General features: G+C 64.8%; 15 protein-coding genes. 6 read left to right on the forward strand and 9 right to left on the reverse strand.

Annotated features, from left to right (window positions below; all coding sequences use genetic code 11):
* Positions 1–2,352, reverse strand: coding sequence for a Tex family protein (locus tag QFZ91_RS21665; protein ID WP_176379941.1), 2,352 nt, complete (start codon positions 2,350–2,352; stop codon positions 1–3).
* A gap of 265 nt (positions 2,353–2,617) precedes the next feature.
* Here QFZ91_RS21665 and QFZ91_RS21670 point away from each other — a divergent pair, with 265 nt between their 5' ends.
* The 3 genes from QFZ91_RS21670 to QFZ91_RS21680 all read left to right on the forward strand — a co-directional run bounded on the left by QFZ91_RS21670 (position 2,618) and on the right by QFZ91_RS21680 (position 6,315).
* Entirely contained in the window at positions 2,618–3,631 is a 1,014-nt protein-coding gene (locus tag QFZ91_RS21670; protein ID WP_429568670.1) for a hypothetical protein, read from the forward strand.
* 148 nt (positions 3,632–3,779) lie between these two features.
* Positions 3,780–3,998, forward strand: coding sequence for a DUF465 domain-containing protein (locus QFZ91_RS21675; RefSeq protein WP_013089766.1), 219 nt, complete (start codon positions 3,780–3,782; stop codon positions 3,996–3,998).
* Between the two features lie 64 nt (positions 3,999–4,062).
* On the forward strand, positions 4,063–6,315 hold the full coding sequence (locus QFZ91_RS21680) for an ATP-dependent DNA helicase (protein ID WP_176108234.1): 2,253 nt from the start codon (positions 4,063–4,065) through the stop codon (positions 6,313–6,315).
* Between the two features lie 201 nt (positions 6,316–6,516).
* Here QFZ91_RS21680 and QFZ91_RS21685 read toward each other — a convergent pair whose 3' ends face one another.
* On the reverse strand, positions 6,517–6,765 hold the full coding sequence (locus QFZ91_RS21685; protein ID WP_035491217.1) for a hypothetical protein: 249 nt from the start codon (positions 6,763–6,765) through the stop codon (positions 6,517–6,519).
* A gap of 231 nt (positions 6,766–6,996) precedes the next feature.
* The gene (locus QFZ91_RS21690; RefSeq protein ID WP_429568377.1) at positions 6,997–8,250 is read right to left on the reverse strand and encodes a JmjC domain-containing protein; all 1,254 of its coding nucleotides are present in this window, start codon (positions 8,248–8,250) and stop codon (positions 6,997–6,999) included.
* Between the two features lie 32 nt (positions 8,251–8,282).
* Between QFZ91_RS21690 and QFZ91_RS21695 the strand changes: the two genes are divergently transcribed.
* Positions 8,283–8,825, forward strand: coding sequence for an FKBP-type peptidyl-prolyl cis-trans isomerase (locus tag QFZ91_RS21695; protein ID WP_129959440.1), 543 nt, complete (start codon positions 8,283–8,285; stop codon positions 8,823–8,825).
* Here the strand turns inward: QFZ91_RS21695 and QFZ91_RS21700 are convergent.
* From QFZ91_RS21700 to QFZ91_RS21715, 4 genes are all read right to left on the reverse strand, one after another.
* Complete coding sequence (locus QFZ91_RS21700) at positions 8,805–10,241, reverse strand: hypothetical protein (protein ID WP_429568378.1); 1,437 nt, start codon at positions 10,239–10,241, stop codon at positions 8,805–8,807. The genes QFZ91_RS21695 and QFZ91_RS21700 overlap by 21 nt on opposite strands.
* Positions 10,207–12,894 carry a DNA mismatch repair protein MutS gene (gene mutS, locus QFZ91_RS21705; protein ID WP_429568379.1) on the reverse strand — a complete coding sequence of 896 codons (2,688 nt, stop codon included), beginning with the start codon at positions 12,892–12,894 and terminating at the stop codon, positions 10,207–10,209. Before mutS ends, QFZ91_RS21700 begins: the two co-directional genes overlap by 35 nt.
* Before the next feature lie 107 nt (positions 12,895–13,001).
* Positions 13,002–14,300, reverse strand: a complete 1,299-nt coding sequence (gene lplT / locus QFZ91_RS21710) for a lysophospholipid transporter LplT (protein WP_368716091.1) — start codon at positions 14,298–14,300, stop codon at positions 13,002–13,004.
* 212 nt (positions 14,301–14,512) lie between these two features.
* Positions 14,513–15,316 (reverse strand): inositol monophosphatase family protein, encoded by an 804-nt coding sequence (locus tag QFZ91_RS21715; RefSeq protein WP_429568380.1) that lies wholly within the window; start codon positions 15,314–15,316, stop codon positions 14,513–14,515.
* Between the two features lie 335 nt (positions 15,317–15,651).
* On the opposite strand from QFZ91_RS21715, the gene QFZ91_RS21720 reads away from it, so the two are divergent.
* Positions 15,652–16,482, forward strand: coding sequence for an RNA methyltransferase (locus QFZ91_RS21720; RefSeq protein ID WP_176379935.1), 831 nt, complete (start codon positions 15,652–15,654; stop codon positions 16,480–16,482).
* 261 nt (positions 16,483–16,743) lie between these two features.
* A complete protein-coding gene (gene cysE / locus QFZ91_RS21725) occupies positions 16,744–17,586 on the forward strand; it encodes a serine O-acetyltransferase (RefSeq protein WP_429568381.1) in 843 nt (280 codons plus the stop codon).
* A 45-nt stretch (positions 17,587–17,631) separates the two neighbouring features.
* Here the strand turns inward: cysE and QFZ91_RS21730 are convergent, their stop codons facing one another.
* Positions 17,632–18,429 (reverse strand): UDP-2,3-diacylglucosamine diphosphatase, encoded by a 798-nt coding sequence (locus tag QFZ91_RS21730; protein WP_429568382.1) that lies wholly within the window; start codon positions 18,427–18,429, stop codon positions 17,632–17,634.
* A 63-nt stretch (positions 18,430–18,492) separates the two neighbouring features.
* Positions 18,493–18,987: a peptidylprolyl isomerase gene (locus tag QFZ91_RS21735; protein WP_013089755.1), complete on the reverse strand. Its 495-nt coding sequence runs from the start codon at positions 18,985–18,987 to the stop codon at positions 18,493–18,495.
* Between the last annotated feature and the right edge of the window lie 41 nt (positions 18,988–19,028).

Here is a 19,028-nt window from a genome sequence, read left to right on the forward strand (position 1 = left end):
TTACTTCTGCTTGAGCTTGGCAAACGCGGCCGCCATCGCGCCGCCCGGCTCCGGTTCGCGCGAGCGCTGCGGCGCGCCGCGTCCCGCTCCGCCGCGGTTGAGGCCGCCCGAGCCGCTGCGATCCTGCTGCGCACCGCCGCCGCTGCGCGCGGCCGCCGCGCCGGGTTCGTCATCGAGACGCATCGTCAGCGCGATGCGCTGGCGTTTCACGTCGACCTCCAGCACCTTGACCTTGACGATCTGACCGGCCTTCACGACCTCGTGCGGGTCCTTCACGAACTTCGTCGACATTGCCGACACGTGCACGAGACCGTCCTGATGCACGCCGACGTCGATGAATGCGCCGAACGCCGCGACGTTCGTCACGACGCCTTCGAGCACCATGCCCGGGATCAGGTCGCTGACCTTCTCGACACCTTCGCGGAACGTCGCGGTCTTGAACTCGGGACGCGGATCGCGGCCCGGCTTTTCGAGTTCGACCAGGATGTCGCGCACGGTTGGCAGACCGAAGCGTTCATCGACGAATTCAGTGGGTGACAGTCCGCGCAACGCGTCGCGATTACCGAGCACTTCACCAACCTGTTTGCTGATCTTCGCGAGAATGCGCTGGACGACCGGATAAGCTTCCGGGTGCACCGACGAACGGTCGAGCGGATTCTCGCCGTTGTTGATGCGCAGGAAGCCAGCGGCCTGCTCGAAGGTCTTGTCGCCGAGACGCGGCACCTTACGCAGATGCTCGCGCGACGGGAACGGCCCGTTCGCATCGCGATAGTCGACGATGTTGCGCGCGAGCGTCGCGTTCAAGCCCGAGACCCGCGCGAGCAGCGCGACCGACGCGGTATTCGCATCGACGCCGACCGCGTTCACGCAGTCTTCGACGACCGCGTCGAGCGAGCGCGCGAGTTCGCGCTGGTTCACGTCGTGCTGATACTGGCCGACGCCGATCGCCTTCGGCTCGATCTTCACGAGCTCGGCGAGCGGGTCCTGCAGACGTCGCGCGATCGACACCGCGCCGCGCAGCGACACGTCCATGTCGGGGAATTCCTTCGCCGCGAGTTCGGACGCCGAGTACACCGACGCGCCCGCTTCCGACACGACGATCTTCTGCAGCTTCAGCTCCGGGTGACGCGCGATCAGCTCGCTCGCGAGCTTGTCCGTCTCACGCGACGCGGTGCCGTTGCCGATGCTGATCAGCTCGGCTTGCGTTTGCGCGGCAAGGCGCGCGAGCTTCGCGAGCGAGCCGTCCCAGTCGCGGCGCGGCTCGTGCGGGTAGATCGTGTCGGTCGCGAGCACCTTGCCGGTGCGGTCGACCACCGCCACTTTCACGCCGGTGCGCAAGCCCGGATCGAGACCGATCACGGCCTTCGGCCCAGCGGGCGCCGCGAGCAGCAGGTCTTTCAGATTGCGTGCGAACACGCGGATCGCTTCGTGTTCGGCTTCGTCGCGCAGATTGGTCAGCAGCTCGTTTTCCAGGTGCGGCTGCACCTTCACGCGCCAGCACCAGCGGCACACATCGGAGAGCCACTTGTCGGCGGGGCGGTTCTGATTGGCGATGCCGAAGTGCCGCGCGATCAGCGCTTCACCCGGGTGCGGCACCTGCGCGTCGAGCTCTTCGCCGAGACCCAGCTTGATCATCAGCACGCCGGCATTGCGGCCGCGGAACAGCGCGAGCGCGCGATGCGACGGCACCGTGCGGATCGTTTCGGCGTAGTCGTAGTAGTCGCGGAACTTCTCTTCCTCCGCCGTTTCCTTGCCTTCCACGACCTTCGACGACACCACGCCCTGGTTGAACAGATAGTCGCGCAGCTTGCCGAGCAGTTCGGCGGTTTCGCCAAACTGCTCGGAGAGGATGTCGCGCGCGCCGTCGAGCGCGGCCTTCACATCGGCGACGCCTTTCTCGGCGTCCACGTACGCCGCGGCTTCGGTTTGCGGATCGAGCAGCGGATTGCCGAGCAGCGCGTCCGCGAGCGGCTGCAAACCGGCTTCACGCGCGATTTGCGCGCGCGTGCGGCGCTTCGGCTTGTACGGCAGATAGAGGTCTTCCAGCACCTGTTTGCTGTCGGCGCCTTCGATCGCGCTGCGCAGCTCGTCGGTGAGCTTGCCCTGTTCGTCGATGCTCGCGATGATCGCCGCGCGCCGGTCTTCCAGCTCGCGCAGATAGAGCAGGCGTTCCTCGAGATTGCGCAGTTGCGTATCGTCGAGATTGCCGGTCACTTCCTTGCGGTAACGGGCAATGAACGGAACGGTCGCGCCTTCGTCGAGTAGTTCCACCGCGGCCGCGACCTGGCGCGGCTGGACGGACAGTTCGGTGGCGATGCGCTGGACGATCTTGAGTGCTACGGTTTCCGTCATAAGGTCTTGGTATTCCTGCGGACTCAGTGATGGGCCGCGCGCGGGCGGCAATTCGGGACAGGCCGGGCGTGCGCCGCGACCAGGTTGCTAGAGCGGGGCATTTTGCCATAAATGCCAAAGGGCTCAACCGCGGGGTGTTAGAATTTCGGGCATGTTCCGTTGACCCTCTACGACGTTGCCAATCTCCTTGTCCCTCAACCGCCTGGTCTCTTCGCTGGCGTCAGGTTCGCTGCCGGGTTCGTCTCGGGGTTCGTCTCAATTGCCGCTGGTTTCGTTGCACTGGCTCAGTCCGTCGGTCGTAACGGCGGCCGCGTCGTGCGCGATCGCCGCAGCGCTTGCCGTGCCGGTGCCGGCCGCGGCGCAGAGCGCGACACCCGCGCAAGGTGCGGCGCCGGTCGCGGCCTCGGGCCCGCGAGTCGCCGCAACGGCCGGCAGCCCTCAAAGCGCGAGTGATGCAGCCGCGCTGGACAAGTCGTTCGACGAACGGCAACAGGTGCTCAATCAGCGCACCGATGACAACAACTATCAATTCGCTGTCGCGCAACACAACTGCTACAGCCGCTTCTTCGTCAATCACTGTCTGAATCGTGCGCGCGACGCGATGCGCAGCGTGCAGGCGGACATCCGCAAGGAGCAGCTCGCGCTCGACGCCGAGCAGCGTGCGCAGCGCGCCCGCGAGCGCGACGAACGCACAGCGTTACGGCGCGCGCAAAACGAGGCGGAAGCGCCGCAACGCGCCGCCGAAGACGCGCGTAACGAGCAGGCGTACCAGGAAAAGCAGCGTCAGCACGCGCTCGATCAGGCGCAGCGCAACGCCGAGGCGCCGCAGCGGGAAGCGAACGCGCAGGCCTACGAAGAGAAGCAGCGTCAGCACGCGCTCGAGCAGGCGCAGCGCAACGCCGCGGCACCGCAGCACCAGGCCAATGCGCAGGCCTACGAAGAGAAGCAGCGTCAGCACGCGCTCGACCAGGCGCAGCGTGGTGTCGCGCCGGCGCAGTCGGCGGCCAATCAGAAGTCCTACGACCAGAAGCAGAGCGACTACCAGCGCAAGCTCGAGGAAGCGCGTCGGCAGGGCGCGCAACAGGCCGTGGAGCGCCAGCAGAAACAGGAGAATTTCGAGCGGAAGCAGGCCGAGGCCGCGCAGCACAAGCTCGATGTCGAAGCGCGTCAAAAGCAGGCTGCCGAAAAGGCCGAGCAGAAGCGTCAGGACGAGTTGAAGCAGCAACAGCTCGAAGAGCAGCAAAAGCAGCAGCAACAGCAACAGCAACAGCAACAGTAAGCGTGCTGTAGTGGCAGTGCCGTAGAGTGAGCCGTGGCGGTCGTGGCCACGGCCGCCGTAGTCGCCGTAATGCGTTTTGAGCCGGACAGCAACCTCAGGCATCGGACCGCGCGCACGCGGTTGGTGCCGCCGACCAGAGGAGGCGAGCATGCGCGATCGTCATCACGTCATCGACGCAAACACACTTCGCGACCGCATTCTGCAACTGGAATCGGAGCATAGTGGACTCGACCGGTTGATCGACCGGATGTCGGATGAACCCGGCATCGACGACTTCGAGTTGCAGCGCCTGAAAAAGCGCAAACTCAAAGTCAAGGACACCATCATCTTGCTGCAATTGCAGCTCGAACCGGACGCGCGCGCCTGAGTTCGCGGCCTGGCAGGTGCTGGGGCGCGCAGCGCGCGAGCCGGACTTAGCAGGAACGCTTGCCTTGAATTCATCGCATGACACTTCGTCCCGGGCCGCGCCGGACAACGCATCTGCTTCGGGCACGCCCTCGCCGCGTGCGGCAGCACCGGTGCCAGGCGTGTCGCTGAGTCGGCGCCGCGCGAGCGAGCTCGACGACATCTTCGCCGACAACGGTCTGCTCGCGCGGCAGATCGACGGTTATCGGCCCCGCGCGTCGCAGATCGAAATGGCGCGCGCGGTTGCCGCGGCGATGGAGGCGTCGGGTCGCGCGATGCCCGAGCCCGTGATGTTCGAGGCGCAGAAGCGCCCGGCACGGCGCCTGCAGCAGACGGGCGCTGAGGCCGCCTCTGAGTCGACCGACAGCAACGCCGAAGCCGACGGTGTCGATGCGGGTGAGAACACGCTGATCGTCGAAGCGGGAACCGGCACCGGCAAGACCTATGCGTACCTCGTGCCGGCCATGCTGTGGGGCGGCAAGGTGATCGTCTCGACCGGCACCAAGCATCTGCAGGATCAGCTGTTCCAGCGCGACATTCCGACCGTGCGCGACGCGCTCGCGGTGCCGGTGTCGGTCGCGATGCTGAAGGGCCGCGCGAACTATCTGTGCCATTACTATCTGCAACGCACCGCGGACAACGGCCGTCTGCCGTCGCGCCAGGAAACCTCGTATCTGCAGGACATCGTGCGCTTCGCGAAGATCACGCGCACCGGCGACAAGGCCGAACTGGCGAGCGTGCCGGAGACCGCGCAAGTGTGGTCGATGGTCACCTCGACGCGCGACAACTGTCTCGGCCAGGAGTGTCCGCACTACAAGGACTGCTTCGTGATGCAGGCGCGCCGCGAAGCGCAGCAGGCCGATATCGTGGTGGTCAACCACCATCTGTTTTTCGCCGACATCATGCTGCGCGATACTGGCATGGCGGAGTTGCTGCCGACTGCGAACACGGTCATCTTCGACGAAGCGCACCAACTGCCCGAAACCGCCACGCTGTTTTTCGGCGAAACGCTATCGACCGCGCAGTTCCTCGAGCTCGCGCGCGATTCGGTGGCCGAAGGGCTCGGTCACGCACGCGATGCGGTTGACTGGGTCAAGCTCGGCGCGACGCTCGAGCGCGCCGCGCGCGACGTGCGGCTCGCATTCAAGGAAGACACGGTGCGTCTGTCGATCGGCCAGTTGCCCGACGATCATCCGCTATTCCCCGCGCTCGACACGCTCGAAGCCGAGCTCGACGCATTGGCCTCGGCGCTGGCGGGGCAGGCCGAGCGAGCCGAATCGCTGGGCGCGTGTCTGCGTCGCGCGCGCGAGCTGCAGGACGTGCTGAGTGGCTGGACCACGCCGCCCACGAGCGCGGAACGCGACGCGGTTGCGACACGCGAAGGCGACGCAGGTGCCGAGCGCACCGATCCGAACGAAAAGGTCCGCTGGATCGAGGTGTTCTCGCACACAGTGCAGTTGCACGAAACGCCGTTGTCGGTCGCGCCGATTTTCGCGAAGCAGCGCGCAGGCGTGCCGCGCGCGTGGATCTTCACATCGGCGACGCTGTCGGTGCGGGGCGACTTCACGCATTACGCGGCGCAGATGGGCTTGAACTCGAAGCGCTCGATGACCTTGCCGAGCCCGTTCGACTATCCGTCGCAAGGGCTTCTGTACGTGCCGCGCAATCTGCCGCAGCCGTCGTCGCCGATGTTCACCGATGCCGTGTTCGATGCAGCATTGCCCGCGATCGAAGCATCGGGTGGCGGCGTCTTCATGCTGTGCACGACGCTACGCGCGGTGGACCGTATCTCGGCGAAGCTGCGCGACGCGATCGAGTCGCGCGGCTGGGACTATCCGCTGCTGGTGCAGGGCGATGCGAGCCGCACCGAATTGCTCGATCGCTTTCGCGCGTACGGCAATGCGATTCTGGTCGGCAGTCAGAGCTTCTGGGAAGGCGTGGACGTGCGCGGCGACGCGCTGTCGCTGGTCGTGATCGACAAGCTGCCGTTTGCGCCGCCAGACGATCCCGTGCTGGCCGCGCGGCTCGACGCACTGACGAAGAAGGGCTTGAGTCCGTTCGCCGTGCATCAGCTGCCGCAAGCCGTGATCACGCTGAAGCAGGGCGCGGGCCGGCTGATTCGCGCGGAGACGGATCGTGGCGTGCTGATGATCTGCGATACGCGTCTCGTCGATAAACCGTATGGCCGCCGTATCTGGCAGAGTCTGCCGCCCTTCAAACGCACCCGCGAGATAGAGGTGGTCCGGGAGTTCTTCGAGGAACCGGTCGAACGCGGTTGAATGTCTTGATCGGTTGCTGCGTTCAGGTGACGCAGCGACCCAACGACGTGTGCCGCGTGCGCGGTGCATCGCAAACAAAAAAGCCACGAATTTGCATTCGTGGCTTTTTTAATGCTGTTTGCCAGGGGCTGCTGGTTTGAGCAGCCTCCCGCATCGACGTTAGCTGCGACGGGAGCCGTCGCAACGTCGAGCAAACGCAGCTTACTGGCTTGCGCCTGCAGCCGGCGATGCTGCGACTGCCGGCGATGCTGCTTCAGCCGGGGATGCTGCTTCTGCGGGCGATGCTGCTTCTGCCGGCGATGCTGCGACTGCCGGCGATGCTGCTTCTGCCGGGGACGCGGCAGCAGGCGCGGACGCAGCATCTGACGGAGCAGCGGCTTGTTCGCTCTTATTGCATGCAGCGAGTGCCACAGCTGCCAACAGGGATGCTACGAGGAGGGATTTCTTCATGATCACGTCCTTTTATGGTTTAAAGGTAAGCAACAGCGCAAAATAAAACCGGTAATGTGCTCCAACACCGACCTGGGCCGCTGGTGGAGATGCTCTTTCGAGAGCTGGAATCTTCCCTACGGCTTGGGCGGAAATTATATGCACTTTCGTACTGACAGTCGATAAATCCGGGGTCAATACGTTGTCTTTCTCATACAAAATTTCAATGTACGGTATAGCACGTGGGCAGAGTTACGCAAGCTCGCCCACCTGTATCCAGCCCGCACGATACCACTCGTGTAGCAGTGATGTCACAGATGAATCGTGCGATAGTGTTACAAAGCGTTTCGCACTCATGGACCTGTGATTCGCGAGATCAAACAGCCATCTTTTCGCACCGTTCCACGTCATTTCTTCTCCATTTACGAAGAAAAAACGACGTTCATACAACAGATTGGTCTTGCGATCGAGCCGTAGACCGGATTTCGATGCGACGCCGATGAAACGGGCTTCGTTGAGCGGCCGTTGCGGCGGATCAAAGACGACACTCGGCTTCGGTTCGCTGAGATACGTACCGAGGAACAACGCAATGTCCTGCTCATTCCATCGCACTTTAGCAAGCATCGCGCCCACCCGTTCGACGAGCGCCGCGGGCAGTTCGGCCGGCCGCTCGACGGCGGCCTGCCGTGGATCACGGTACAGAGCGCCGGCCTTGCGGGTGGCCTCTCCACGCTCGGCCAGGTGGTACAGGAACTGCGCGGTCAGCTCGGTCTCGGACGGGGCGCGAAAACCGATCGAACAGGTCATGCATTCGCCCTCGGCGATGCCGTCGTGCGCGATGTGCGGCGGCAGATACAACATGTCGCCGGGCTCGAGCACCCACTCTTCATCGTGCTCGAAATGCTGTAAAACTTTCAACGGCAAGCCAGGCTGCAGTGTCAGGTCTTTTTGCGCGCTAATACGCCAGCGGCGCTTGCCTTTTACTTGCAAAAGAAACACATCGTAGGAATCGAAGTGCGGACCGACGCCGCCGCCATCGGTCGCATACGAAATCATCAGGTCGTCGAGACGCGCGTCCGGCACGAAGCGGAAACGGTCGAGCAGCGCGCGGGCGCGATCGTCATGCAGGTCCACGCCCTGCACGAGCAGTGTCCACGCGCGCTGTTTGACGGACGGCAGTTCGTCGGGCGCAAACGGGCCTTGCTCCAGCTGCCATTTGTTGCGGAAGTGCGTGATCAGGCGCGCTTCGACGTCGTCCTGATCGGCCAGCTCGAACAACTCGTCGCGCGACAGAGGCGCTTCGATGTCCGGAATCGCCTGACGGATCAGCAATGGCTTTTTCTGCCAATAGCGGCGCATGAATTGCGAGGGGCTCAGATGGCCGAGCAGTGCGGTCGGAATGTCGGGCGAGGGCGGAAGAATGGGCTGCGTGGCCGGCTTTGCAGCAGACGGCGAATTGCTTGCCGAATGTGCATCGGCCGGGAGGTGAGTGGGCCGCCTGGGCATCGTATAATGTGAGTTGTATTCTGGAGAATCGAATGAAAATCGCAAAGAACACCGTCGTGTCGGTCGCGTACAAGCTGTCGGATGCGCAAGGCAATCTGATCGAGGAAAGCGAAGAGCCGATGGTCTATCTTCACGGCGGCTATGATGGCACGTTCCCCAAGATCGAGGAAGAGCTCGACGGCCACGAGGCTGGCTTCGAAACCCAGATCCAGCTCGAACCGCAAGACGCGTTCGGCGAATACGATCCCGAGCTGGTGAAGATCGAGCCGCGCGATCGCTTCCCGGAACCTCTCGAAGTCGGCATGCAGTTCGAAGGCACCCCGGAAGATGGCGACGAGGAAATCGATGCGCTGGTCTACGTGGTGACCGACGTCGCGGAAGACAAGGTCGTGCTCGACGGCAACCATCCGCTCGCCGGCATGGCGCTGCGTTTCGCGTTGACCGTCAAGGACGTGCGTCCGGCAACCGAAGACGAAATCCAGCATGAACACGCGCATGGCGCGGACGGCCTCGAAGTCCTCGACGACGACGAAGACGAGGACGAAGAAGACAACTCAAAACCGACCCTGCACTGAGCTTGCGGGCGTGCGCGGTGTCGTCGCGGGGGCAGGCGGCACCGATGCCGGCAACGCCGGTGAGGCTGGCAGTATCGACCCCGGCGGCATCGAGATCGCGGGCCCGTAGTCGCCGCCGCCCTGGTCGGACGGGATGTGCGGCTGCTGGTCCTGCGACTTTCCAGGTGTCTGCAATACGGGCGGCAATTCCGACCCCGGCCCGAACCCTTCCACATTCGGCATCTCCGGCGCAGCCGGCATCGACGCGCCGGATTCGTCACGCGGCGATACGGGTGGCAAGACCGGCGGCGTGGTGGGCAGCGGCATCTGCTTCGGCACGTCGCGCACGCTGACTTTGAACGGCGGCTTCCCGGCGAAGTCCGCTTCTATCTGAATCCATTGATTGAGACGATCACGCGGCGCGAGCGCAATGCGCGTGAGGTTCGTCACGACCATCCCCTTGTCGTTGCGTAGCGGCTGATCGATGACGAAAGCACCGGCCTGCCGTTCGTCGTCTGCATGCACGACGACCACGGGTCCGGGGAAAATCTGCGCGAGCTTGACCAGACTGCGCTTGAATTCGAGAAAGCCGTCGCGGCGCGGACTGTGCGCAAAGTGCAGCCAGGCGAACCGTTCGGGTCGCTCATAGCGCTCCGGATCGAAATCGCCCTGAATGAATACGACCATCGCGCGCGCGTCGCGGCGCTTCGCGTATTCGGCCGCGTGCTCGAGCCAGAATGCATTGGCGATCACGCGATCTTCGAACTCGCCGTTGCGGCCGCCCGCGCTCAGGTAGTGATTGTTCGGACCCGGCGCGTTCAAACCGATGAAGACGACGTCGCCGCCTTTGGTATTCGCTTTTTCGTTGACCACCCAGCGCACGTTTTCGCGAAATGGACGGAAGCGCGATACCTCGCTCTCGCGTGTCAACGCGATCGGGTTCTGTCCCATCGAGGTCGGATCGGCGAACAGCGTTTGCCGCAACTGGTCGAGCCGTTCGACTGGATCGAAGCCACCGGCTTCCGCCGTGCCGCAATCGGCCCAGTCATGCTGGCCGGGGATAAAGAAGAGGGCAGTGCGCGAGCTGTCGAGCAAGGCCTGACGGCGCTCGAACAACGCGTCGCGACAAACTTCCTTCGGGCCCTTCAGATTGCCGTCGTAGACGATGAAGCGCACGTCGCGCTCGCGGCCGATCGCATCGAGCAACCGTTGCGTGGCGGCTTCGTCGGCGGGGCTGTGCATCGTGCCGGAAATCACCGCGAACCCGAAGCGCGAGGCCTCGGCGTGCGCCGGCGCGCCCCATGCGCACACCATTGCGAGCACGACGATGCCGCCTGCCGGTGCGAGCACGTGACGCAGCGCCGCGCGAATCCCGCGCGGGCGCGGCGGGCGTCTGCGCATGTCAGTGGCCCGCGTCCGGCGCGACGGCCAGTTCATGCAGTTCGTACAGCAGATCGAGCGCTTCGCGCGGCCGCAGATCGTTCGGATCGATGCCGCGCAGACGCTCGACGAGCGTCTGCATCGCGGGCGACGCAGGCGTTGCGTCGCTCGCCGCCTCGAGGTCGTCGTCCGCATCTTCGGCGAGCATGGCAGGCTGCGTCGCAAACAGATCGAGTTGCGGCGCGGGCTGCGCGGCCGATTGCTGTTCCAGATGCGCGAGATGCTTGCGCGCCGCGCGAATCACCGCGTTGGGGACGCCGGCGAGTTGCGCGACCTGCAGACCGTAACTCTGATTGGCCGGTCCTTCGTTGACAGCATGCAGGAACACGATGCCGTGCCCATGCTCGACCGCCGACAGATGCACGTTGGCTGCGTGCGGAAACTCCGCGGGCAGTTGCGTCAGCTCGAAATAGTGCGTCGCAAACAGCGTGTAGCAGCCGTTGTGGGATAGCAGGTGACGCGCGATCGCCCACGCGAGCGCGAGGCCGTCGAACGTCGATGTGCCGCGGCCGATCTCGTCCATCAGCACGAGGCTTTGCGGCGTCGCGTCGTTGAGGATCGCGGCGGCTTCGGTCATCTCGACCATGAAGGTCGAGCGGCCGCCGGCGAGGTCGTCGGCCGCGCCGATGCGCGTGAAGATACGGTCGATCGGTCCGAAGGCCGCGCGCCGCGCCGGCACGTAGCTGCCAACATAGGCGAGCAGCGCGATCAACGCGGTCTGGCGCATGAAAGTCGACTTACCGCCCATGTTCGGGCCGGTGATCAACAGCAGCTTGCGCTCGGTCGCGAGCGTGCAATCGTTGGCGATGAACTGCTCGACCTGCGCCTCGACCACCGGATGCCGCCCCTGCTCGATGTCGATGCCGGCGTTCGCTGAGAACGTCGGTGCAACCCACTCGAGCGCGCGAGCGCGTTCGCCGAACGCGGCCAGCAGATCGAGTTCGGCAAGCGCGAGCGCGACGCGCTGACAGTCGGGAATGAACGGCAGCAACGCTTGCAGCAACGCGTCGTATAGCGCGCGTTCGCGCGCGAGCGCGCGTTCCTGAGCGGACAGCGCTTTGTCCTCGAAGGTCTTCAGCTCGGGCGTGATGTAGCGCTCGGCGTTCTTCAGCGTCTGCCGACGGCGATAGTCGTCGGGCACCTTGTCGGTCTGGCCGCGCGTGACTTCGATATAGAAGCCATGCACCTTGTTGTACTCGACGCGCAGATTGTTGATGCCGGTGCGTGCGCGTTCGCGTGTTTCGAGATCGATCAGGAACTGTCCGCAGTTCTCCGAAATATCGCGCAGTTCGTCGAGCTCGGCGTCATAGCCACGCGCGATGACGCCGCCATCGCGCACCATCGCGGCCGGCTCCTGCGCGACCGCGAGCTTCAGCAAATCGACGCACGCGTGCGGCGGTTCGAGCGCCGCGTCGATGCGCGCGAGTGAGTCCGCGTTCGCTGCCACCGCCGCGAGCTGCGCGCGCAAAGCAGGCAGCGCGGTGAAGGTATCGCGCAGGCTCGACAGATCGCGCGGTCGCGCCGACAGCAACGCGAGACGTCCGGTGATCCGTTCGATGTCGGAAATCTGCCGCAATGCGCTGCGCAACGTATCGAGATCGGCGCTTGGCGGTGCGTCGAGCAACGCGCCGATCGCCTGCTGGCGTGTTTGCGCCACCGCCGAATCGCGCGGCGGATGATGCAGCCAGTGACGCAGCAGGCGGCTGCCCATTGTCGTGCAGCAGGTGTCGAGCAGCGAGCACAGCGTTGGCGATTCGGTGCCGCGCAGTGTCTCCGTGAGTTCGAGGTTGCGGCGCGTGGCCGGATCGAGGCCGATGTATTCGGATTCGGATTCGACCTTCAGGCTGCGCACATGACGCAGTTGCTGGCCTTGCGTAGACGCCGCATACAGCAGCAGCGCGCCGGCCGCGCCGCACGCGCAGCCGAGCGAATGCGCGCCGAAGCCGTCGAGGCTCGCGACTTCGAGCTGATCGCATAGGCGCTTCGTGCCCGACGTGATATCGAAGTGCCAGGGCGGCACGCGCTTGAGCGCGCTGGCGTTGACAGGCGGTGTCCAGCTGGTCGAATCGGCGGCGGCATCGGCGACCAGAATTTCCGCGGGACGGATGCGCTCCAGCGCGGCGGCGACCTGATCGGGCGCGACTTCGGCGAGGCGCAGCGCACCGCTCGCGAGATTGAGCCACGCGAGACCGACGCTCGTCGCGACGCCGCGGCGATTGTGCGCGACGCACAGCGCGAGCAGATAGACGTCGCTCTTGTCGGACAGCAGCGCGGCGTCGGTCAGCGTGCCGGGCGTAACCACGCGCATGACCTTGCGTTCGACCGGGCCTTTCGAGGTGGCCGGGTCGCCGATCTGTTCGCAGATCGCGACCGATTCGCCGAGCTTCACGAGCTTGGCCAGATATTGTTCGACCGAGTGATGCGGCACGCCGGCCATCTTGATCGGATTGCCTGCCGATGCGCCGCGCTGCGTGAGCGTCAGGTCGAGCAGACGCGCGGCTTTTTCCGCGTCGTCGAAAAAGAGTTCGTAGAAGTCGCCCATCCGGTAGAACACCAGCGTGCCCGGATGCTCCGCCTTGATGCGCAGGTACTGCTGCATCATGGGCGTGTGTTGTGCGACGTCGTTGGCCGCTGCGGTTTGAATGCCCATCCTTCGTGTCTTCTTGCGGTAGATGCTCAGGGCGTGAGTTTAACCCGCCGGCGCGACGAGCGGACCCTGGCCGAACGGACGATGCCCAACCCGGGAGCCGGATGCGTTCATTCCTCGATCATCGCCCGCATGTCCACTCTGCGTTCGTTCGTGGCGCTGCGGCGTTTCGCGAGCCACATCAGCAGCGTGATGAAGCTGCCGAACACGACGATGATCCACTGCGCGGGCATTTTTGCCGTGAGCAGCAGCGCGTACACGCCGAGCATCAGCAGCACCGCGAGGTTCTGGTTGAAATTCTGCACGGCGATCGAGTGACCGGCCGAAAGCAGCGTCGCGCCGCGATGCTGCAGGACGGCGTTCATCGGCACGATGAAAAAGCCCGACAGTCCGCCGAGCACGATCATCAGCGGATAGGCCAGCAGAATGTAGTAGGGCGCGACGTGCGTGCCGAAGCGCAGGCCCGCGCCCGGCGGGAACAGGTTCTTGTTGTAGAAGGCCATCGCGATCGCCACGGCACCTGTGAGCACGCCGACCGGCAAAACCTTCAGCGAGTGTCGCAACGGAATCAGCGCGGCCGCACCCGCCGCGCCGATCGCGATGCCGACGCCGGTCACGCCCTGCATCACCGCGGCTTTCGACAACGACAGCCCGAGGTTCACGTTCGCCCATTTGAGCACCAGCAGCTGCATCGTCACCGCGGCGCCCCACATCAGCGTGGTCACCCACAGCGCGATCTGCGCGAGCTTGTCGGCCCACAGCACGCGGAAGCAGTGATGGAAATCGCCGAGCAGCTTGCTCGGCTCGGTCAGCCGGTTCGGATAGCGCGCGCCGGTATCCGGAATGAAGATATTGATCGCGGCGGCGATCGCGTAGGTAAGCATGACTGCGGCCATCGCGAGATCGGCGGCGGAGTGCATCAGCGGCAGATGCATGCGCGTGACGAAATGCTCGACGACGGTGCTGATTAGCGCACCACCGAGCATCGTGCCGACGATCGTCGACAGCACCGTCGCCGATTCCAGCCACGCGTTCGCGCGCACGAGCTTTTCGGCGGGCAGCAGCTCGGTGAGGATGCCGTACTTGGCGGGCGAATACGCGGCCGCGCCGAAGCCGACCACTCCGTAGGCGATCATCGGATGAACGCCGAGGATCATCATCAGGCAACCGCTCGCCTTCAGCGCGTTGGAGATGAACATCACGTGGCGCTTTTGCATCGAATCGGCGAACGCGCCGACAAAGGGCGCGAGCAGCACGTACGAGATCGTGAAGAAGATCTGCAAGAGCGGCGTAACCCACGCGGCAGAGCGCATCACGGAAAGCAGCGCGATGGCTGCGATCAGCAGCGCATTGTCGGCCAGCGACGAAATGAACTGCGCCGCGATGATCGTATGGAAGCCTTTTTTCATGGGGCCGGTTGGAGGCTGCGCCCGGGGTGAAAGTCGGACAGGTCAAAGCGGTAGGGAGCACAGAACGGTCCCGGCCGAGTTCCGTCCCGAGTCGCCGCGGCTTTTTGGCGCGACGCCCCGGCACGCCGCAGCGCCGCCAACAAAAAAGCGGCCGAAGCCGCTTTTCTGCACAACCGTTATGCGTGGCCGCGGACCGGCCACGGCGGTGCACCTTACGCCGACTGCTGACGCGTGCGGCTGTAGCGCGACAGGATCGGGATCATCTGCGCGTAGACCTTCGGGTTGCCCGCGACGACTTCGCCGACGTGGAGGAAATCCGAATCACCGGTGTAGTTGCCGACCAGACCGCCGGCTTCGGTGATTAGCAGGCTGCCCGCCGCGACGTCCCATGCGTTCAGGCCCTGCTCGAAGAAGCCGTCCATGCGTCCGGCCGCGACGTTGGCCAGATCGAGCGCGGCGGCGCCCGGGCGGCGCAGGCCCGCGCAAGCTTGCGTCATCTCGGCGAACTGGCGGCCGTACGATTCGAGGTTGTCCGACTGGCGGAACGGGAAGCCGGTGCCGATCAGGCAGTCGGCGAGGCGGTCACGCTTGGCGACGCGGATGCGGCGATCGTTGAGGAACGCGCCACGGCCACGCGATGCGGTGAACAGATCGTTGCGGGTCGGGTCGTACACGACGGCTTGCGTGACCATGCCCTTGTGCGCGAGCGCGATCGACACGCAGTAGTACGGGAAGCCGTGGATGAAGTTGGTGGTGCCGTCGAGCGGATCGATGATCCACTGGTATTCGGAATCGTCGTTCGACTTGCCCGATTCTTCGGCGAGAATGGCGTGATCGGGATAGGCGGTCTTCAGCGTTTCGATGATCGCCGCTTCGGACGCTTTGTCGACCTCCGTGACGAAATCGTTGTGCTGCTTTTTGCTGACCTGAATCAGGTCGAGATCGAGCGATGCGCGGTTGATGATCTGAGCTGCGCGGCGCGCGGCCTTCACAGCGATATTGAGCATGGGATGCATAAACTGATCCTTGTGCCGGGGCAGCACGGCTGCCGGCCGGTAAATAAGCGCGAAACCTGCGCTGACGGGCGCCGCAACGACGCAAAAACAGCACGGAACGGCAGCCGGCTATCCAGCCGGAGCGCATTCCGTCGACGGAGACGAATTGAATAAGAACGGTGCGGCCGGTTCGACGAAAGACTTCAGCAAACGTCGGCGCCGGACGCGAAAAGCGGTATTTTACCTGAGTCCGGCCGCCCTCGCGCAGGTGCTCGCTAACGTGGAGCGGATGTGCCGCACGGGCGCCCGTTGGCGCTACCATACGCGTCTTGAGTTCTAGCCAGCCGAGTTTCATCGTGGATCACACCCACCATTCCTCCGACCCCGCCGTGGCCGATTTGCGCGGCGGCTTCACGTCGACGCGTTTCGTGCTGGTCGAGCCCAGCCATCCCGGCAATGTCGGCGCCGCGGCGCGCGCGCTGAAAACCATGGGCTTTTCGCGGCTCGTGCTCGTGTCGCCGCGCGTGCCGAACGTGCAGAACGATCCCGAAGCGATCGCGATGGCGAGCGGCGCGGACGACGTGCTCGCCTCCGTGCACGTGGTGCCGTCGCTTGCCGATGCGCTGACCGGCGTGCACTGGTCGATCGCGCTGACCGCGCGGCTGCGCGAATATGGACCGCCGCAATGGACGCCGCGTGCGGCTGCCGCCGCCGCCCACGCAGAGGCGATGCACGGCGAGATCGCGCTGGTGTTCGGCAACGAGCGCACGGGCTTGTCGAACGAGGACGTCGAGCGATGCAGCGCCATCGCGCATATTCCGGCCAATCCGGCCTACAGCTCGCTCAATCTCGCGCAGGCGGTGCAGGTGCTCGCCTACGAGCTGCGCACCGCGTATCTCGGCGCCGATGAAGTGACCGACGGTGCGCCCGCCGCAGGGGCACGCGTAGCGCCGGCCGAATCCGCCGGTACGCGCGCGCAGATGGCAGCGAGCGACGAGATCGAGAGCATGTTCGCGCATCTGGAAAGCGCGCTGATCGCGCTCGAGTTTCTCGATCCGGCCAATCCGAAGAAGCTGATGTCACGGCTGCGGCGGCTCTTCGCGCGCTCGGGCCTCGAGCGCGAAGAGGTCAACATCGTGCGCGGCATCGCCAAGCACATTCTGCTCAAGACCGGGCGGACCGGCTGACGCTCGTTGACGAGCCCGTCGCGGCGCACCTGTTGCGCCGCGTTCATCTGACGACAACCTTGCAGGTGACGGGGACTTCCGGCAGGTTTCGCGCAATCGCCCTACAATCCACGAAACGTTAGAAGCAAAGCTGCCGCCGTGCTAAGCGGCAGGCATGCCGTCACGCGTGGCGCGAAATGCACAGGCCCGCGCGAGCGCTAAGCGCGCGGACCCGCTCACGCAGACGGTTTTTCTTTTCCCCAAAACATCACAGTCCCAGCCATGTTTACGAGACTTCGCGAAGACATCGCCACGATCCGCGAGCGCGATCCCGCCGCCCGCAGCGCATGGGAAGTGCTCACGTGTTATCCGGGGCTGCACGCGCTCGTGCTGCATCGGATCGCGCACGCGTGCTGGCGCGCGAAGCGCCGTTGGCTCGCGCGTTTCGTGTCGCAGATGGCGCGCTTCATGACCGGGGTCGAGATCCATCCGGGCGCGACCGTCGGGCGGCGCGTGTTCATCGATCACGGCATGGGCGTCGTGATCGGCGAGACCGCGCAGATCGGCGACGACTGCACGATCTACCAGGGTGTGACGCTCGGTGGCACGTCGCTCACGCGCGGCGCGAAGCGGCATCCGACGCTCGAGCGTGGTGTGATCGTCGGTGCGGGCGCGAAGGTGCTCGGCGGATTCACGGTCGGCGCGGACGCGAAGATCGGCTCGAACGCGGTGGTGACGAAGCCGGTACCGGCGCGTGGCACGGCGGTCGGCAATCCGGCGCGGATCATCGTGCCGGCGTCGGTCGCCGCGGACGCGAACGGCGCCAAGGGTGCGAACACGAATGCGGACAACGCCTCGCGCGACGCGAAGCGTGGCAGCGAAATCAGCGCGTTCTGCGCCTACGGCATCACGCCCAATGCTGACGATCCGGTGTCGCTCGCGATTCACGGTCTGATCGATCATGCGGCTACCCAGGCGCGGCGCATCGATGAAATCGTCGATGCGCTCGAGCGGCTCGGCACGAGCCTCGAAGGGCTGCAAGGCGCGGATGCGGCGTTGCTCGATCTGCGGCGCCTATCGGCGGCGATCGCGGGGAAGGTGGAAGGGGTGGCGGTGGAGCGCTAGGTATCGGCGCTTCGACAGCGCGAAGCGCACGCGGTACTTACCAGGTCAATCCAGCGGCAACGCCCGAATCCCGTCGGCATCGATCTTCAGATAGCCGCCACGGTGCTCGCCGTGATCGAGATCCCAGTCCGGCAGAACCCAACGCGTGCCGCCCGGTTCGCGATGCCGCGCGGGCAGATGTGTATGCCCGTGAATGATCGTCGCGCTCTTCGATTTCCTGAACAGCGCGGCGACGCCTCGCGGGGTCACGTCATACTTGACCGACATCGGCCGCGTGCGGCCGTGCTCGCTCTTCGAGCGCATATTCTCGGCGAGCTTGCGACGCCAGCGAAACGGCCACGCGAGAAACAGTGTCTGCGCGAGTCGATTGCGCGCGAAACACCTGAACAACTGATAGCCGCGATCCGCGGTGCACAGACCATCGCCGTGGGCGAGCGCAATGCGCGTGCCGAACGCGGTGATCACGAATGGATCGGGCAGCCAGATCGCGCCGGCCGCTTTCATGAAGCGCTTGCCAAGCAGAAAGTCGCGATTGCCGTGCATGATGTAGAGCGCGATGCCGCGCTCGGACAGCGTGTGCAGCAATGCGGCAATACGGGCGACGAACGGCTCGCTCAGCATGTCGTCGCCGACCCAGTATTCGAACAGGTCGCCGAGGATGAAAACCGAGTCGGCCGCTTCCGCGTTCACGCGGATGAAGTGCTCGAACGCGGCGACCGTGCGCGGAATCGCCTCGCTCAGATGTAGATCGGAGAGGAAGAAAAAAGGGCGCGCGGCGTGCGGGCGTAGGCCCTCGCCTGGCACGCCCGCGGCGATGCTTCGCAGCGGCGTCTCTTGCAGCATTGAAGGTGCCTGATTTCAGTTCAAACGAGTCGACGCCCGCATGGGGCGCGACTCACTCACGGCTTAGCCGACGACGACAGCCTTTTCGATCACGACGTCGTCGACCGGCACGTCCTGATGGAAGCCCTTCGAGCCGGTCTTGACCTTCTTGATCTTCTCGACCACGTCCATGCCTTCGACGACCTTGCCGAACACCGCGTAGCCCCAGCCTTGCGGCGTCGGCGACGAGTGGTTCAGGAAGTCGTTGTCGTTCACGTTGATGAAGAATTGCGCGGTCGCCGAATGCGGGTCGTTGGTGCGCGCCATCGCGATCGAGCCGTTCTCGTTCTTCAGACCGTTGTTTGCCTCGTTGGTGATCGGCTCGGCCGTCGGCTTCTGCTTCATGCCGGGTTCGAAGCCGCCGCCCTGGATCATGAAGCCGTCGATCACGCGGTGAAACACCGTGTTGTCGTAGTGGCCGGCCTTCACGTAGTTCAGGAAGTTCTCGACCGACTTCGGCGCCTTTTCGGCGTTCAGCTCGAGTTTGATGACGCCGTGGTTCGTATGCAGTTCAACCATGATGGAATCCTTTGATGAACAGGTGGATAAAAGGCGCGTCG

Origin of the sequence: Paraburkholderia sp. JPY419, assembly GCF_050435705.1 — a bacterium.
In the GTDB taxonomy this organism is placed as follows: domain Bacteria; phylum Pseudomonadota; class Gammaproteobacteria; order Burkholderiales; family Burkholderiaceae; genus Paraburkholderia; species Paraburkholderia youngii.

What these genes read in the sequence shown, in the direction of transcription:
- lplT (WP_368716091.1), bottom strand. Translation starts at nt 14,300, where the DNA reads ATGAAAAAAGGCTTCCATACGATCATCGCGGCGCAGTTCATTTCGTCG.
- QFZ91_RS21665 (WP_176379941.1), bottom strand. Translation starts at nt 2,352, where the DNA reads ATGACGGAAACCGTAGCACTCAAGATCGTCCAGCGCATCGCCACCGAA.
- mutS (WP_429568379.1), bottom strand. Translation starts at nt 12,894, where the DNA reads ATGGGCATTCAAACCGCAGCGGCCAACGACGTCGCACAACACACGCCC.
- QFZ91_RS21735 (WP_013089755.1), bottom strand. Translation starts at nt 18,987, where the DNA reads ATGGTTGAACTGCATACGAACCACGGCGTCATCAAACTCGAGCTGAAC.
- QFZ91_RS21695 (WP_129959440.1), top strand. Translation starts at nt 8,283, where the DNA reads ATGAAAATCGCAAAGAACACCGTCGTGTCGGTCGCGTACAAGCTGTCG.
- QFZ91_RS21700 (WP_429568378.1), bottom strand. Translation starts at nt 10,241, where the DNA reads ATGAACTGGCCGTCGCGCCGGACGCGGGCCACTGACATGCGCAGACGC.
- QFZ91_RS21685 (WP_035491217.1), bottom strand. Translation starts at nt 6,765, where the DNA reads ATGAAGAAATCCCTCCTCGTAGCATCCCTGTTGGCAGCTGTGGCACTC.
- QFZ91_RS21690 (WP_429568377.1), bottom strand. Translation starts at nt 8,250, where the DNA reads ATGCCCAGGCGGCCCACTCACCTCCCGGCCGATGCACATTCGGCAAGC.
- cysE (WP_429568381.1), top strand. Translation starts at nt 16,744, where the DNA reads ATGTTTACGAGACTTCGCGAAGACATCGCCACGATCCGCGAGCGCGAT.
- QFZ91_RS21675 (WP_013089766.1), top strand. Translation starts at nt 3,780, where the DNA reads ATGCGCGATCGTCATCACGTCATCGACGCAAACACACTTCGCGACCGC.
- QFZ91_RS21730 (WP_429568382.1), bottom strand. Translation starts at nt 18,429, where the DNA reads ATGCTGCAAGAGACGCCGCTGCGAAGCATCGCCGCGGGCGTGCCAGGC.
- QFZ91_RS21715 (WP_429568380.1), bottom strand. Translation starts at nt 15,316, where the DNA reads ATGCATCCCATGCTCAATATCGCTGTGAAGGCCGCGCGCCGCGCAGCT.